Origin of the sequence: Acidiphilium iwatense (genome assembly GCF_021556475.1) — a bacterium.
Classification (GTDB): domain Bacteria; phylum Pseudomonadota; class Alphaproteobacteria; order Acetobacterales; family Acetobacteraceae; genus Acidiphilium; species Acidiphilium iwatense.
The window spans coordinates 13,194-28,759 of sequence record NZ_JAKGBZ010000011.1 but is presented as its reverse complement, the minus strand read 5'-3'; the positions used below and the strand labels follow the sequence as shown (position 1 = coordinate 28,759).

General features: G+C 58.5%; 15 protein-coding genes. 4 read left to right on the top strand and 11 right to left on the bottom strand.

Annotation, left to right across the window (positions count from 1 at the left end):
• Positions 1-5: 5 nt before the first annotated feature.
• From L2A60_RS07520 to flgE, 9 genes are all read right to left on the bottom strand, one after another.
• The gene (locus L2A60_RS07520) at positions 6-2,222 is read right to left on the bottom strand and encodes a tetratricopeptide repeat protein (protein WP_235703760.1); all 2,217 of its coding nucleotides are present in this window, start codon (positions 2,220-2,222) and stop codon (positions 6-8) included.
• Positions 2,203-2,955 (bottom strand): tetratricopeptide repeat protein, encoded by a 753-nt coding sequence (locus tag L2A60_RS07515; protein ID WP_235703759.1) that lies wholly within the window; start codon positions 2,953-2,955, stop codon positions 2,203-2,205. The genes L2A60_RS07520 and L2A60_RS07515 overlap by 20 nt, the downstream gene beginning before the upstream one ends.
• Positions 2,956-2,983: 28 nt before the next feature.
• A complete protein-coding gene (locus L2A60_RS07510) occupies positions 2,984-3,886 on the bottom strand; it encodes a DUF1217 domain-containing protein (protein WP_235703758.1) in 903 nt (300 codons plus the stop codon).
• Positions 3,887-3,902: 16 nt separating this feature from the next.
• Positions 3,903-4,292, bottom strand: a complete 390-nt coding sequence (locus L2A60_RS07505) for a flagellar biosynthesis regulator FlaF (protein ID WP_235703757.1) — start codon at positions 4,290-4,292, stop codon at positions 3,903-3,905.
• Positions 4,261-4,659, bottom strand: coding sequence for a flagellar biosynthesis repressor FlbT (locus L2A60_RS07500; protein ID WP_235703756.1), 399 nt, complete (start codon positions 4,657-4,659; stop codon positions 4,261-4,263). Before L2A60_RS07500 ends, L2A60_RS07505 begins: the two co-directional genes overlap by 32 nt.
• A gap of 67 nt (positions 4,660-4,726) precedes the next feature.
• Positions 4,727-5,590 (bottom strand): flagellin, encoded by an 864-nt coding sequence (locus L2A60_RS07495; protein WP_235703755.1) that lies wholly within the window; start codon positions 5,588-5,590, stop codon positions 4,727-4,729.
• A gap of 96 nt (positions 5,591-5,686) precedes the next feature.
• Complete coding sequence (locus L2A60_RS07490) at positions 5,687-6,523, bottom strand: hypothetical protein (protein ID WP_235703754.1); 837 nt, start codon at positions 6,521-6,523, stop codon at positions 5,687-5,689.
• Positions 6,524-6,768: 245 nt separating this feature from the next.
• Positions 6,769-8,274: a flagellar hook-associated protein FlgK gene (flgK, locus tag L2A60_RS07485; protein WP_235703753.1), complete on the bottom strand. Its 1,506-nt coding sequence runs from the start codon at positions 8,272-8,274 to the stop codon at positions 6,769-6,771.
• A 24-nt stretch (positions 8,275-8,298) separates the two neighbouring features.
• The gene (flgE, locus tag L2A60_RS07480) at positions 8,299-9,615 is read right to left on the bottom strand and encodes a flagellar hook protein FlgE (protein ID WP_235703752.1); all 1,317 of its coding nucleotides are present in this window, start codon (positions 9,613-9,615) and stop codon (positions 8,299-8,301) included.
• A gap of 270 nt (positions 9,616-9,885) precedes the next feature.
• On the opposite strand from flgE, the gene fliK reads away from it, so the two are divergent.
• Together fliK and L2A60_RS07470 are read left to right on the top strand one after the other, a co-directional pair.
• A complete protein-coding gene (gene fliK / locus L2A60_RS07475) occupies positions 9,886-11,352 on the top strand; it encodes a flagellar hook-length control protein FliK (RefSeq protein WP_235703751.1) in 1,467 nt (488 codons plus the stop codon).
• 27 nt (positions 11,353-11,379) lie between these two features.
• Positions 11,380-12,123: a flagellar hook assembly protein FlgD gene (locus L2A60_RS07470; protein ID WP_235703750.1), complete on the top strand. Its 744-nt coding sequence runs from the start codon at positions 11,380-11,382 to the stop codon at positions 12,121-12,123.
• Between the two features lie 23 nt (positions 12,124-12,146).
• On the opposite strand, the gene L2A60_RS07465 is transcribed toward L2A60_RS07470, so the two are convergent.
• Complete coding sequence (locus tag L2A60_RS07465; protein ID WP_235703749.1) at positions 12,147-12,455, bottom strand: carboxymuconolactone decarboxylase family protein; 309 nt, start codon at positions 12,453-12,455, stop codon at positions 12,147-12,149.
• Positions 12,456-12,618: 163 nt separating this feature from the next.
• Here L2A60_RS07465 and L2A60_RS07460 point away from each other — a divergent pair, with 163 nt between their 5' ends.
• Complete coding sequence (locus L2A60_RS07460) at positions 12,619-13,662, top strand: class I SAM-dependent methyltransferase (protein WP_262312630.1); 1,044 nt, start codon at positions 12,619-12,621, stop codon at positions 13,660-13,662.
• Between the two features lie 88 nt (positions 13,663-13,750).
• A complete protein-coding gene (locus tag L2A60_RS07455) occupies positions 13,751-14,407 on the top strand; it encodes an O-methyltransferase (protein WP_235703748.1) in 657 nt (218 codons plus the stop codon).
• A 97-nt stretch (positions 14,408-14,504) separates the two neighbouring features.
• On the opposite strand, the gene L2A60_RS07450 is transcribed toward L2A60_RS07455, so the two are convergent.
• Entirely contained in the window at positions 14,505-15,515 is a 1,011-nt protein-coding gene (locus L2A60_RS07450) for a glycosyltransferase family 4 protein (protein ID WP_235703747.1), read from the bottom strand.
• Positions 15,516-15,566: the final 51 nt, after the last annotated feature.

The following is a 15,566-nucleotide window of genomic DNA, read 5'->3' as shown; positions in this document are numbered from 1 at the left end:
ATCGGTTAGGCCCGTGCGGCGGCACAATAGTCGTGCCACGCGTGGCGCAAACCAGCGCCAAGGCTTTTGCCGAAGCGCGCGGTATCGCATAACGGGCTTGCCACAACCTGCCGGCGTAATCCCGCGCGCAATTCCGTGAGTGTGTGCAGATCCTTGGCCAGTTCCATTGCGCGATCGATATAGGCATCCGTCGATGTGGTGACGCAATCTAAGAGCCCGACATTGGAGAGATGGCTGACCGAATGGCGTGCGGCGAAATGTTCGCCGGCAAGAGTGACAACCGGCACACCCATGAACAAAGATTCGCAGGTTGTCAGGCCGCCGGAATAAGGAAAAGGGTCGAGAGCAATGTCGATCTTGTTATAACCGGCCAGAAATTCCCGATGCGAGGCCCGCCCCAGAAAATCGAGCCGTGCAACGTTGATCCCCGCATTCCGCGCCCGCTCCTGCAGGCGCATGACCGTGACGGATTCCGAAAATTGCGGGCACCGAAGCGCGAGTCGCGCATCCGGCACATGGAATAGCAGATCAGCCCAGGCGGTTAAGGTTTCGTCGGTAATTTTGGTAACATTGTTGAAGCAACCGAAGGTGACATGACTACGCGCGAGGGCGGGCGGGGGCGTGAAGCCCGGTGGATTGTCCGGCGGTAAATAACAGACGTAACCATCAGTCAATCTAAGCAAGCGTTCGGTATAGAACCGCTCGAAACCGTCTGGTGTTTCCCAGCGATCGGTAAGGAACCAGTCGATTTCGCGGATGCCGCTGGTCGTGCATTGCATGCCGACCCATTTGATCTGCACCGGCGCAGCCCGATAGGCAGTCACCGACATGCGGCCGGCGTCGCCATAGCCACCAAGATCGATGAGAATGTCGATATTCTGTTCGGCAATCAACGCGGCGACTGCGTAATCGTCGAGCGCGTCGATCGCATGCCAGGCATCGGCGCGGGCGGCGAAACGTCGAGCCAATCTGTCCTCCGGCGCGAACCGGCCGAAACAATGGATCGGAAAGCTGTCACGATCGAGTGCCTCGAATCCGGCAAGCGTCAGCCAGCCGACCGGATGGGTGCGTAAAGTATTGGAAAGTAGGCCGATGCGCAAAGGCCGTTCAGGATCGTCCGATATCGCTGACCGCGGGCGCATCATCGGCGTGCCTGCGCGCGGCAACATGGCACCTAATGTCTCCATCGCGTGCCGCACCATGATTGCCGATGCGTCGCGGCGATATGGCATCAGGCTACACTCGGCGCGCAGCGCCTCAATCTCATCCGCGCCGTTCATTCGTGCGGTGGCGAGATCGTCCATTGCCCCCTGGATGTCACCCATCGATGCGCGTTGATTGGCCCTGGTGCAAAAAATCCTTGGATGCGCCGATCCTTGTGTCGCGACCATGCCGAGAATCGTTTCCGCCTCAGCATAGCGATAGAGTCGTGCCAACGCGACGGCAAGATCATGGGCGATCACCGGGTCGTTCGGCGCGAGCCTGTGCGCCGCACGGAGTGCCGGTTCGGCACGATAGGGCCGCATTGCCATCATATGCACCGATCCGAGAGCCGTTGGAATCCACGGCTCGTCAGGCATCAAGGCATAGGCGGCTTCCAGGGCGGCTTCAGCCTCGTCGAGCGCGCCGCGTTGCAGTGCCGAACGACCGGCGAGAGCGAGCCTGATTCCATCGCTCCAAGGGGGCGCAGGATCGGAAATCGGACCATCGAGCCATGTTTCGGAATCGACCGCATCAAACGCATAAATAAGCCGATCCGGCGCCAGTGTAGCGGCGTGCCGGAATGCGCCGGCAGCGCGAATATCGAGTTTTGCCGCGGCATATGCATGACCCAGGGCATGCCAAGCCTGATGATTGTCCTGCGCAAGATCGGTTGCGCGGGTCAGAAAATGCAAGCCTGTCTGGGGCGGTTCATGCTGCAAGGCGAGAACGCCCCGTGCGAGCAGCGCCTCGACTCGCCTTGGATTGCACTCCAGAGCCGCGTCATAGGCAGCCATGGCCGCATCGTGACAATTCCTAGCGCGCAGGCTTTGACCGAGGCGCAGCCAGGGTTCATCCCAACCCGGTATCAGCGTTACAACCTGACGCATTGCCGCCTGAGCAATGTCGTGCACGCCCTCGCCGTCGAGCCGGATCGCCTTGTTGAGAAGGGCAACCGGATCGGTGTCGGCTCGATTGTCCTGCCAAGGTGCGACGCAACCGTCATGCATGAGCGATTTCAACGAACTGGGGGTCGTCACATAGCCGCGCGGCTTCCGCCCAATCGGCGGAGTGGGTGGCGGCTTCGATCGCGAGCAATCGCGTTTCGATATCGCAGGTCCCGGAATCGACCGTGGACTTTATCTCGATTTGTGCTGATTCAAGCTGATCCTGGGCAAGAAGTGCGCGGATCAATGCGTTGCGGAAAGCGATCTCCGTTGGGGCCAATGCGATCCCGGTACGCAGGATTGAATCGGCTTCTTCGGGCACGGCCCGCGCCAAGGCGAGGCGAGTGGGTGCATGGGCGGGTATTGCGGCGCAAGCTTCACGCAGACAGATCGTGGCTTGTTCGACTCGCCCGAGTTCCAACAGGGCCCGACCGAGCAATGACTTTGCGCCAGCGTTGTCAGGTCTTGCAATCACCGCTTCGGCTGCAGCAGTGGTAGCCGTGGCGAAGTCGCGTTCAGAGAGACCGATTTCGGCACGCAGGATGAGCATGGCGAAATTAGCCGGGAAGCGTTCCAGACCGCGGTCGAGCATTTCCGTCGCTTGCTTTGAAAAACCACCAGCAAGCGCAATCTCCGCCTTAATCGCGATAGCGCTTTCCTGCATATCGACCAGTTTTTCGAGAGTCGGCAGAAGAAGCTCCGCGGCGCCGATCTGACCACGGGCGATCAAAGCACGCATGCGTGAGGCAAGCGTTGCTCCAAAGTCGGCATCGCCTTGAGTTGGTTCGATCGAATTCAGGCTGGTCATGTTTTATGTCCCATTCTTGCATTGGATCTCACGCGACCAGGCCTTGCGCTTGAACGGCAAGGGAGGTCATATTTGCTATTGTACTGGTGCTGGCGTTGCTCTGGGCTGCTGCTTGCAGGACGGTCAGATAGCGATCGGCAAAGGACTGCACGAATTTGGGGTCTTGCAAACTGGCAACGTTGAACTGGCTTGTGATGGCCTGCTCTTGTGCTGCCAAAGGCTGATAGGCAATCTGCTGTGGGATACCCAAAGCGGTGGTGACTACGTCACGGATCACCGGATCTCCGAGAATTTGCACGGTCGAGGTAAAATTCTTGGCATTTTGAACGAAATCTAAGGCGTTCGATAGACCGGCCGTCTGCTGATCGAGCGATTGCCGCCAGAGAACCTCGGCATAGCCGTTGGCCAGAGTGCTGACGATTTTTGGATTCTGGATAATGCTGAGCCCTTTGTTCGCAAAATCATAGGTTTGTGCGGTTGCAAGCCATTGCGTATTGGTTGTGGCCAATTGATTGGCGAGCGATGTCGGGTCGTTTGGATCGGACAGCAGCGCCTGTTGAGCCAGTGCCGGATAGCCGATCTGTGGCCCAAGCCCGTTGGCGGTCAGCAGAACCTTCATGACCGCCGGGTTCGCCAGAAGTTGCTTCGCCGAGGTCGCGGTCTGGACGGCCTTGGTGAAGGCAGCCACATCCCGAAGCACCTGAGGCTGTTTTGCCTCGGCTGCAACGTCCTGCGCTTGATTACGTTGGGCAATCTGAAGCGCCGTAATTGGATTTTCCGAACTTGTCCCAACATTTCCGGCAGTCGCGCCCGCATAAGCTGCGCTCAGAATGGAGGTGATGTTTTCCGAGATATTGAAGTTTCCTGACAACGATAATGCCGTGAAAAGCGAGGCATAGGTGCTAAATACTCCCGACAGGCTGACTGACATAACAAATATCCTGGAATTACACGCGACCGTTCAGGCCGTTAGCAAAATGATCGTTGATCTCGGCCAGGAAATCGAAGTCAGGTGTCTCCTGGATTGCCGCACGCAATACGGATTGCGCGACGGAAACGATTTGCGCGCGCAGTGGAATCGGTAGCGGATTGCGTGGATCATGGTTTGCCGCAAGAATGGTTTGCCAGAGCATTTTGACGTCGGCGAGTGCGCGGGTGCGGGAAATCTCATCCGATGCGCGGCACAAAGCGCTACTTACCCTGCGAATGATTTCCGCATCCTGATCGCGCTGATTGCGCAGAGTTGCGGCTGAGCCGTAAGCTTTCAAAACCTGAAAATGGTTAGACATAAGCGGTCCTTTTTGATCATAGACTGGCGTGCATGACGGCGGTTTCATGCCGCATGATTCTACGCGTAAGTTTCAAGGCCTCGTAACAATTATCCGTTTCGGCAAAGGCGAGCGCTTTGTCGAGAATCTCCCGCGCCAATGCTGATGTCGTCGCTGTTTTGAACTCCTCGATCAACCCGCGAACCCGGGTCAGCGCGGTATTGCGTTCTTCATCAGTACCGATATAGGCCGTCTGGAACGCAAAATAGATTCGCCGTGCCGGCGTATCGGCATCTTCTGCACGCAAGATCTGTTTGCCGAACATGAAGCGGGCCTTGGCAGTCAACTCGATCCGCGACTTGGTCCGAAATCGAATCGGGGCGCCGTTCAAAACCATGACGTCACCTTGGCGGAGTTCGAGAACCAGAATCGACATCAGGCAATCCTCGGACAAAATCAGTCGAATCCGGCCTGCCATTGGCAAGCCGGATCGCGGGACAAATTTACGGAAACAATTTTGTCAGCAGACCAGGCGATTGATCGGCAATGGAGAGCGCCGACGTCGCTAATTGCTGCTGAATCTGCAAAGACTGAAGCTTGGCCGATTCCTGCGCCATGTTGGCATCCACCAGGGCGCCGAGACCGGTATTCAGTGAGTTGATTTTATCCTGGTTGAACGTGATCTGATTGTTGATCTGATTGGTCAGGTTGCCATAGGTGTTCATTGTCGACCCGACCGAACCCACCTTGCTGCTGAACGTGCCGGTTGCGGTAATGAAGCTTGCGACCGTCGTTGCCGAATTCAGCTGCGTGCTGGTGAACGCCAGGGAGTGATAGATTGCGGACATGCCGCTCGAAGCGATCGAAAAAGTTCCGCCGGAGCCGTTACTGACGACCGACAAGGCAGTAGTCGTGAACGTGCCGTTCGAGCCCGCGATATTACCAAGTAGAGAGCGGCCGTTGTAGTTTGCGTCCTGAATATAGGTTTTGATGTTGGTGAGCTGAGACTGATATTGCTGAATATACTGCGCGCGCTGATTGCCGGTGACGCTGGAGTTGGCCAGATCAACCAGCGTCCCTTTCATGTTCTGCATCATGTTCGAGATGTTGGTCAGCGCCGTGTTGGTGGTCGAGAGCAGTCCCTGAGTATCGCCGAGCTGCTGATTGGCTGCGGTGAGACCGGTGACATCGGTTCGTACGGACTGAGCAACGGCAAAAGCGGCACCGTTATCGACCGCGCTGTTGACTGAATATCCCGTCGAGACGGCGGACTGCACCGACTGGAGTTGAGAATTGATTGTGTCAAGAGAGTTGACCGCGACCATCGCGGCCGAGTTGGTGATGATGGAGTTGATAGCACCAGACATTGGGTTATCCTTTGAAACATAGCATCGAAAGCTTCGCGTTTTGCGAAATCGGCGTATTTTGCACCGAATTAGTTAATGCCGGATGAAGCAGACCCATTAAATGTATTGCGCGAGGGACATTGTCTTCATAGCGGCGATAAGCTGATACGACGCCTGCAACTGGGTTTGCGTGGACGACAAATCGGCAAGGGTGCTGGTCATATTGACCTGATCGGCACCGGCAAGCTGGTTTGTGAGTGCCGTCGCCGTTTGTTGCAAATTGACCGCCTGAGTCGCCAATGCCGCTTGCGTGTTGCCGAGAACGCCGGCATCCTCCGAAAGCGCGGTGACGGCGTTTCCCATCGAGGTTGCGGTCGCCTGGGCGAAACCCTGGAAATTCGCATTGCCCACTTGACCGGACGTCAAACTCCCGATGGTCGCAAGACCGCGCATGATATCGCGCATATAGGAGCCGGTCGTATCCGCTCCCGCAGAGGTGACGAATCCGTTGGCATTGGCTGCGATTCCGACCGCAACCATGGCGTCGTCGCCGGCAGCGACTTGTGATAATGCAGGATTGGCGCCGAGCCCGACAGCAAACGGCGTTATCCCTGGTGAATTCGAACTGGCAACCACAAGCGTTGCGGCTTCGGTCGCGGTAGCACCGTTGCTTGCGAGACTTGCGACCGCGTTTTGAATACTGGTGAAAAATCTGGAACTTGCGATGCCATTCGGATTTGGAACCGGAGGCGAATCGCTATTCTGACCACCGAATATGTAAATCGAACCGTCTTTGGTGTTGAGCAGGTTGGCGACTTGTACCAACGCCTGCTTCGCGGAAGCGGCGAGCGTATCCATCGCCTGCGGCGTCAGCGCACCGATGGATAGCAGTTGCCCCATGAAGTTCGAACCGATCTTGCTGATCGAGGAAAGCGCGGTCTGTTGCACGCCCATTCGTCCGGTAGCGACATCGAGATTGGCAATCGTGGTGGTGATGCCGGCGATTTGCGGAGCAAGGGTGAGGGTGGTTGCCGCCGTGCCAGGAGTCGCGGTATCGAGCCTGGCATAGGTCGATGCTACGTAGCCGGTCGAGGATTGTATGATAAGTTGATCGAGCCGCGCCTTGGTTGCGGTGGCTCCGGCAACCAATTCCTGTATTAATCCGAAATTGCCGCCCGTGAATCCAGAAATTGATCCGCTCATGAAATCATGGCCTCCATCGTTTGCCACATTTGTTGTGCGATTCCGACAATTTTGGCGTTCGCGGCGTAGGCATTCTGGAGCGCGACGAGCACACCCATCTGTTGATCGACACTGACGCCATTTGTTGCGGAAAACTGGGTGGTCAAGGCGTTAGTGAGCGAGCTAGATGAGGCTTTCGCTGCTTGCGCATCGCTGCTGATTGCGGCTTCATCACTTGCGAAATTTGTGGCGACGGTTGAGATCGTGCCGGCACCGGTGTAGTTGAGCGCAATCGTGCCGGAAGGGCCAAGTCCACTGGACGCGGTTACCGGCTGACTGACGCCGGCCTGAACGTCTTTTCCAAACGCGAATTTCAGCACGCGTTGGATCATGGTCGAGAAACCAGCCGGACCGCCCGGCGGGTTTGGCGTGAAGGATGACGCACCTGTAGCGTTTCCCGCGATTGCCTGGGTTCCGTCACGCACCAAAGCCGGATTTTTGACGACTGCCGGATTGACGGTTACCGCGTTAGAGAAGCCAACACTGCCGGTTGCGTTTGGAACGTTGCCCGAAGAGTCTGAAAACAGCGTTAACCCCTGCGCGGAAAATCGGCTTGCAATCCCTTGCGAAAATGAATCGAGGCCGGCCTGCAGTTTGGGCAATGTGGCATCGCGCAATTGCAGCGATGCGCCAATGGTGCCGTCGGTGAGGAGTGGTGTTACGTCCTGGCCATTCAGCGTAATGGCCGGGACGCCACCGCCGGGGTAATAGGCATTGGCCCCAAGTGTCGCGGACGGTGTGGATAAGGGATGATTTGCGTCGGTTGGCAGTTGCAGACCTGTTGTGGTGTAAAGCGCAATCGTGCCATTCGGCTGCGGAACCGACTTGGCGCCGGTGAGCGAGGCGATCGTCTGCACCAATACGTTGCGCTGATTCTCGAGATCGGCGGTACTCAGGCCCTGCTGCTTGAGGGCGACGATTTGGGTGTTGAGCGTGCCCACTTGCGTCAGCGACCGGTTCAGGTTCTTGATGTCGGCAACCATTGTGGTTTGCGCCGCTTGGCGTGCGGTGCCAATGGCGCCGGCAATGCTGTTGATTTGGCTGGTCAACGTCTGCGCTGCCGTGACGAGGGCGGATTGTTGCGCGGGATTGGATGGATCTGACAGCAAGGTCGCGAAGGAGGATTGAACGGCACCAACCAGGCTCGGCAAGTCATTGCCCTCGCCTGGCGCACCCATCACCTGGTCGATGCCGGATAATGCCGCCGCCATTGCACTCTGATACGACTGGTTGCTGATCGATGCGTTGAGTTGCGATTGCATGTCGGTGTTCAATTGGCGCGTTGCCACACCGCTTATCACGCCGGTGCCGATGCCTCCTGCCGTGGTGCTCGAGAGGGTTTCGGTTTCAGCCGAATATCCCGGTGTATTGGCGTTGGCGACGTTCTGCGACACCACGGCGAGCTGCCGTTCGATCGCGGTTAGCCCGCTGCTGGCAATGGCAAGGCCCGCTCCGATACTCATGATCCTAATTCCAGGTCGATATTATCATGGCAGCATGTTGATTGTGGTCTGGGTCAACTGATTGGCCGTGGTAATGACCTTGGCATTGGCCGAATACGCGGCCTGAGCGGCGATCAGCTTGGTAAATTCGGTCGCGATATCGACATTGGAACTTTCCGTCGACCCGGTCACCAGAGACCCGCCGCCATTGGTTCCGGCCGCATTGACCGTTGCCGTGCCGGAACCCTGGCTTGCGGTGAACAACTGACCACTTTGGTTTTGCAGCGCGTCCGGCGCGCGGAAGGTCGCGAGCGGAACCTGGGCCATGGTTGCCGAAAAGCCGTTGCTGTAATTGACCGTGACATTGCCTCGATTGTCGATGGCTACATTACTGAAATTGCCTTGGGGCATCCCGTTCTGCGAGGCGCCTTGCAGGTTGAAACTGGTGCCCGAATATTGAGTGAGCCCAGAGGTGTCGCCGAAATTGCCCAAATCGAGCGAAATCGGTTGCGCACCATTACCGAAATTGGCCGAAAAATCGAGCGTCGCCGGGCCGTTCGCTGCATAGCTTGTCGCGGTAACGCTGCCGGTCGGATTGGATAGGCTGCCAAGCGTGCCGGCAGGAACCGCATTGCCACTAGTCGCGCCGAATTTCATTTCGGCGGTTCCGATCGTCGAGGGGGTGGCATCGGGTGAGGACAATGTCACCGTCCAATCGTTGCTCGCATTTTGAACCCAGCTCAGGTTAAGCTGATGCAGCGTGCCGAGACTGTCATAGACATCGACCTGCGTGCTCACCGGCTGACCGGGCGTCGGCGTCGCGGGCAAAGCAGCCGATAACGTCACGCTGCTGGTTGGTACCGGCGGGGTTGTGCCCTGGGCAATCCGGATCGGTGCGAGCACTGCGGTATTGATGATGCCGGTGGAGGGATTGACCGACCAGCCATCGAGATAGGCGCCGGCCCCATTCACCAAGTAGCCATCCTTGTTGAGCGTGAAGTCTCCCGCCCGCGTGTAATATTGCTGTTCCTGAAAGCTCTGCGCCATCGTACCGCCGGTTGCAGTAGTCGCGGCGGGTTCGCTGACCGCGAAGAACCCCTGGCCGCTGATCGCGAGCGCCAGCGGATCGCTACTCTGGGTGACCGCACCTTGTACCGTATTGGTATAATCCGGGTGAGCCGCGACCGAGTCCGAGCCATTGGCCGTTGCGGTGCTTTGGGTCAGATAGTTGATGAAATTGGTATCGACGCCTTTATAGCCGACCGACTGGCTATTCGCGATATTGTCGCTGATATTGGTGAAGGCGCTGGATTGCGACTGCAACCCGCTCACTGCCGTATCCAAGGCACCGAAAATCGACATCTTGTCCTCATTTCCCAAAAGAACCACTCGCTGGAATCGATCGCGCGGCGGCATCGGCCATGCGACGAAGAGCCATGCAATGAAGAGCTAAGCATGAACCGTGCCAATGCAGGTTGACGAGGAATCAGCAAGAATTGGTGAAAATGGTGCCGCTACCCTCGGCAAAATGCGCCGACCAGACAGATTTGGCCCGGCAATTTCTGCCGCTTGTCCCATGGTTGGCCTGCTTTTCTTGCCAATACGCCGGGTTTGCCTGGCAGGAGATTTGCATTGCTGTTTTATATGCCGTTCAGTTTCACTCCATCCATCAATTCCGCTTCGATATCAACCATGCAGGGCAATTCTGAGGCGAAATCGTCGGCCACCGCAATCCCGATCGGCGGAGCCGCACTCAAAACGACATTTACTAACGCGACATTAACCTCTACGGCTTCGATAACACTGCCAATTGCAAAACCAGCCGATCTCCCACCCAAAATACTGATTTCCTTTAAGCACACGCTGTCGGATGCCATGCCGGCGGCGCAACTTCCGTCGAAGGAAGCACCCGACCGGATAAGTCACAGCATGGCGAAGGATTGGTCTCTTCCGACCGAGCCGGGCGGCATTGACCCATCTCTAGCAGTGGCCGTGCCGAATCTATCGTCGCCTTCAGCCATCTCAGACAACGTGGCAAAAACCATAACGATAAAAGTAAGTAAGGGCGATGGGACGGCTGCGAATGATCGCACCAAGATAACGCCTGATGTGGCACCAGCACCGGCAGCCCGGATCGATTTGCCATTTCCGATCCCGCTTCCTGTAACGCAGCAATTCATGCCAGTGGGGCAGAGGACAATCGTTGGTGTGCCGCCGAGCGACGGTCAAGCGGTGTTGAGACGATCGGGCATGATGAAGCAGCATGACCTGGAGACTGGATATCAAACCGTAATCGCGGCACAGGGGAATTCCGCTACAGCGCAAGGCGCGTCCACGGGGGATGCCAGTTCGGCGACAACTTCATTTCTGCCGCACATGACCGGGCAAAGTGTGGCAGATGGACAGAAACGCTCCCTGGAGTCGCCGATGCCGAGTCCCGACTCATCGGCCTTGGCGGGTGCCGCAACGGCCGGGCCAGTCGCATTGTCCGAGGCGGTACCTCTGCCAGTCACCACGCTACCGACTCCTGTTGCCGCGCCAGCCGGCCAGGGTGCTGCCGTGCAAATCGCCGCCGTGATGGTCGGTGCCGACGCAATCCCGATCGCCGCAAACCAGGCGCTGAGCGCTTCTGGAATCCGTCTCACCATCGCGATGGCGCCGCCCGCGATCGGCATGGTCACGGTTCAGATCGACCGTCATGCCGATGGAAAAGCCGTCATCGCGGTGACGGCAACGCATCCAGCGACACTCATCGCCTTGCAGAACGATCATATGGCACTCGAACGAGCGCTGACCCAGGCGGGCATCCCGATGGAACATCGCAGCATCGCATTTCATCTCGACGCTGCCCGAGCCGACACCAACCCTTCATCAGGTCAAGACACCACCGGCCAAAACAATGGTGGTCAAGGCAACGCTGGCCAGCTCGGCATGAGCAGCGGCCAGGATGGCCGAAGGTCGCGTAGCGAGCCGTCGCATGGCACGGCGTTTGCCTGTCCGTCGGGCGACGCTTCCGGCGAGCGTCCCGCCGCCGCCGATAACGCCTTGCCGCAACGCCCGATACGGATGCGACGCTTCGGCTTGAACGTGATGGCCTGATACGACACGAGCAAAGGATTGCCCGATATGACCGCAAGCATCGCTTCCGTCGCCTATCAGCAGAGTCAGTTGATCGCCGCAGCAAATGCCAGGGCCTCTGGCATTACCGGCGGCGGCTCGGCCGTGCCCTCGGCGAGTGGCGGCACTTCCGCCGCCGGAGGTGGCGGGCTCGGCGTGCTGTCATCGAATTTTTCCAGTTTTCTCAACCTGCTGATGACCCAGTTGCGGAATCAAGATCCGTCCAGTCCGATGGATGCCAATCAGTTCACCTCCGAGCTTGTGCAGTTTTCGCAGGTCGAACAGCAGATCAACACAAATTCAAGCCTCGGTCAGTTGATCCAGCTTACCCAGGCAGGCGATCTCACGCAGGCGAGCGCGATGCTCGGCAGCAAAATCACCGCCCAATCGAACGAAATTCCGCTGCAGAACGGCAAGGCAAGCCTGAGCTTCACATCGCCCGTCGCCGGGCCGGTGGCAATCGCGATCTACAACAGCGCAGGCCAGCAGATCCGCGACGCAGCGCTCACCGCGACGCAAGGCAGCAATACCTGGAACTGGGACGGTACCAACAATGCCGGAACCGTCATGCCGGACGGCGCCTATAAGGTCGCGGTGATCGGCGCGAACGGCAATGGCTCGACCAGCGCGCTGCCCTTCACCGTGACAGGAACCGCGACTGGGGTATCCAGCGGCACCAATAGCGTCTCACTCAATCTTGGCGCCTTGTCGGTACCTTTCAGCTCGGTGGTGAGCGTCAGCAAGGCGAATTGACCGCCAATGGCGGTGCGGCAAGGCTACTCGTTCAGAAAACAATGGGTGCCATGAGTCGCCGCCGCCCCCGCGCGCAGCGCCGCGGCGACCATGATGGCTTCGGCGATCTCGGCGTCGGTCGCGCCGGCAGCGCGCGCTTTGCCGGCATGGATATCGATGCAATAGGGACATTGGGTTGTGTGAGCGACGCCGAGAGCGATCAACTCCTTGTATTTCACTGGAACGGCGCCGTCAGCCATGGCGGCGGCATCGAACGCGGCAAAAGCCTCCATCGCTTTCGGGGCGTGTTTGCCGATTGTCTTGAGGTGCTTGAGATTTTTCCGATCATACATGGCGTCTCTCCTGTTTTTGATGGTTGACGTGCATAATGAAGCGATGATGCTGGAAGCCGTCAAGCTACGGCCTTTCCGGGACAAAGCGTCGTCAACCCCGATCCACGAAGCGGATATTCACTGTTTCTTAAGATCATTGCGATAGTGTCCTGATCGCGTCGCGATGCCATCGGGGCAACGACACGCCGGACAAGGGATCTTCATGAACATCGGTTCACCTGGATCAACGATAATCATGCCGGCCAGCCCGCTTACCGGGACAAGCGATGGAGTCGTGGCCGTCCGTTCCATCGACGTTCCGCACCTGATCGATGGATATCGGCGGCGTCATGGCATCGACGTTTCTGCACTGTTCGCCGCCATTCATCGGGTACACCTCATGCGTGACGAGGTAACCGGCTTGTCCTTTTTTGATCCGCCGGTCGCCGGCGATGCCGCTTTCTATGCTGCGATCGCACGACGTCACGGCTATCACAGACCCGATAAAGCAGAATTTAGAATTGCCGCCGACTATATCCCATCCGGCGCACGGGTGCTTGAGGTCGGTGCCGGCATTGGGCATTTCGTCGGGCATCTCCGCGATGTTGACTATCTTGGTTTGGAATTCAATGCGGATGCTGTGGCGGCGGCAGCCGTGCTGAACATTCGTGTCATTCAGCGGGACGTTTGCGATATCATGCGCGAGCGGCCCGAAAGCTTCGATGTCACCTGCGCTTTTCAAGTCCTCGAACACGTCTCGGCCCCGCGTGCGATGATCGAAGCAATGATTGCGCTGACGAGGCCCGGCGGCCTGATCATTCTCGCGACACCCAACGCCGAATCCTATGTCAGCCGTTCGCGGGATTTGCTGAACGTTCCGCCGCATCACCTTACCTGGTGGGAAGATCGAACCTGGCGTTGGATTGCCGGAACGTTCGGCCTTGTCGATCTTCACCTTCATCATACCCCGATCGACGAGATGCTCGGCGCCTGGGCGCAACTGGTCGCGAGCGAGGGGATCGCGCGACAACTCGGATTCGAACTCGATCCGGTGGTCGATGAATCGCCTTTGCGGGAGCGGGTCGACGCCCTGGCGGCGCCGCTCGCGTGCACGCTTCTCGCCGGCTTGACCCGGCGCACCGATTGCCCCGCCATCGGGCACACCACTGTCGCCGTGTTCACCAAACCTGCAGCCGCAAGCAACGGAGCCGAACGTGCAAACCCGTGATTGGACAAACGAAGCGGACAACATTGCTGCATGTGCTCATGAATGGGTTGGAAAGTTTCGTGACAAACCCTTTGTCAACACGAATGGTATGGCACCCGATACGGCGTTCTGCCTCTATTACTGGGTGCGTGAATTATCGCCGAAATTCATTGTCGAGTCGGGTACCTGGCGTGGTTTCAGCACCTGGGTGATGCGTCAGGCGGCGCCGGAGGCAAAAATCGTCAGTCTCGATCCGATTTTTGCCCTGGGCCACTGCCTCGATTCCGCGAAAATCGGCCCTGGCTACTGGCCGGCCGATCTGGAACGCGCGGGGATGGATTTTTCCTGCTGCGGGTTCGAATTCATGGTCAAGCCGGAACCTTCTCTCGTGCTGTTCGACGATCATCAGCACAAGATCCATCGCCTGCAGCAGGCAATCCAAAAAGGCTTTCAGCACATCGTTTTCGACGATAATCTGCCGGGCGAGGCGACTCATCTGACGTTTTTCCGCTATCTTCGCGATCCCGCGATCAAGGAATGGATGGAACAGGTCGTCGATCGTTTCGAGATATTCCCGCCACTATGGGATACCCAGGCGGGCAGGAGCAACGAAATCTTTGTCCCCGGATTGAATATCCCGCGCGATCCCGAACTCGCTTGCCTCGATACGACGGCGCAGCCCCGCAGCGGCTATACGTGGCTTACCTATGTCAGGGTCAAGGATTCCGCGCTGGCAGCGCGCCACGACCCCGCAACCGTGACGTAAATAATCGATTATTGCTTGAAGTTTTTCTTTCGCCGCTTTCAAGCATACAGCATAAATCGATTTATATTTTTATTGGGTTTGTCTTGATGGTTGCATATCAGGCCGTGACGACGGAATGCTGGCCTGTCGCACATTCCGTCCTCGCGGCCGCATGGCCGTTCAGCATCGCGCCGATCGCATCGATCTGCCGCTCCAGCGAGAAATTTGCGCAGACATGATCGCGCCAGCGATGCGGTCGCGCCGCGCGGATCAGCGCCGCCGCCTCGTCGACCGTGCCGAACAGGATCGGGGCCGGCCAGCACGCGGCAGCACCCGGATGGTCGAACACTGCGAGATCGCACCCAGCGGAAGCTGCTTCCAGAACTGCATAGCTCAATCCTTCATGCAGGCTGGTATGCAGAAGCACGCCGTTCGCCGCGTGCCATGACGGCATGTCCGCCTGAGCGATTCGCCCCTCCCAGCGTATCGCGGCAAGGAGGTCGAGCCGGCGCGCGAGGTGAAGGAATGTCTCGTGCGCCAAAGTCTCGCCGCCCATGCCGCACAGGCTCAGATGATAGCGGGAATCCTCGGCCCGCAACTGCGCCAGTATCTGCAGGGCGAGGGAAGGGTTCTTGCGCAACGTCATCAGTCCGCACCAGCCGATGCGAAACGGGTTCCAATCGGCGGGGGGCGCGAACCGCTCGGTATCCACGCCGTTGCACACCAGATGCAGCCGGCTGGTGACGGCGATTTCCGGCGCGGCCGCGCGCACGCGCTCGGCCATGTCTGGACTGACCACGATCACGTCGTCGACCTTCGCCCAGGACATATCGGCGACATGGCCGGTTTCGGCCGCCTCGATGCGATGAACCCGCACGATCACCCGCCGTCCGCCGAAATCGGTGGCGCCGATCACTGCCGGAAAGGGCGGCCAGCAGAATTCGAACCAGATCGCGTCGCCGGCCGCGCCGTCGGTCCAGGCCAGGGCCGCCGCCAGCGCCGGCGCGCCGGTCACCATGAACGGCCGGACCTCCCACCCGAAAGCGGCCGGCAATCGCACCAGCAGATCGGCGGTGAAGTGATCGAGGCCGGGAAGCAGCATAATGGCAAGGCGGGGTGCACGTTCCATCGCGCCACGCTACCAGCGATGTGCGAAGATCGGGTTAATCCGGGGCTGTCG